Annotated in this window: 1 protein-coding gene; it reads right to left on the bottom strand. The window is 64.8% G+C overall.

Features of this window, described 5'->3' with window-relative positions:
- A partial coding sequence (locus tag JWG43_RS18755; protein ID WP_205244426.1) for a hypothetical protein occupies window positions 1–423 on the bottom strand: 423 nt, incomplete at both ends.

Here is a 423-nt window from a genome sequence, read left to right as displayed (position 1 = left end):
GTTTCCAGCTGCTCACGGCTGACAGGCAGGCCGCGGGCGGAGATCTCGGCAAAGATGCGCTCTTTGTCCGCCTCCAGACCGTGCTCCAGGTCTGCGATCTCCTTGCGCAATCCGGCGATATCTTCCTGCAGGCTGCTGCGCGTGGCCTTGAGCGGGTTCCAGTGCGAGGAGGGAGCGGAGACCAGTTCCTGCTGCAAGGCCGCTATTTTGTGGCGCTTTGCCGCGATCTCGTCCCGGGTGGCATCCCGGCTGGCGATGAGGTCCAGGGCCTGGGAATCCGCAAGGATGGCGAAGCATTCGGAGACGATGCGCTGGAATTTGGGATCACGGAACGTCAGGGCCTCGGCCCAGCTGCGTTCGGAGGGGTCCTCTCCCGAGGCGATGATATCCACCCCGTCGTGCAGCAGCGGGACGGCATCGTCC

This window comes from Desulfobulbus alkaliphilus (genome assembly GCF_016918545.1).
GTDB classification, from domain to species: Bacteria; Desulfobacterota; Desulfobulbia; order Desulfobulbales; family Desulfobulbaceae; genus Desulfobulbus; species Desulfobulbus alkaliphilus.
The sequence above is the reverse complement of the archived record's forward strand: the minus strand, read 5'-3'. Positions and strand labels throughout refer to the sequence as shown.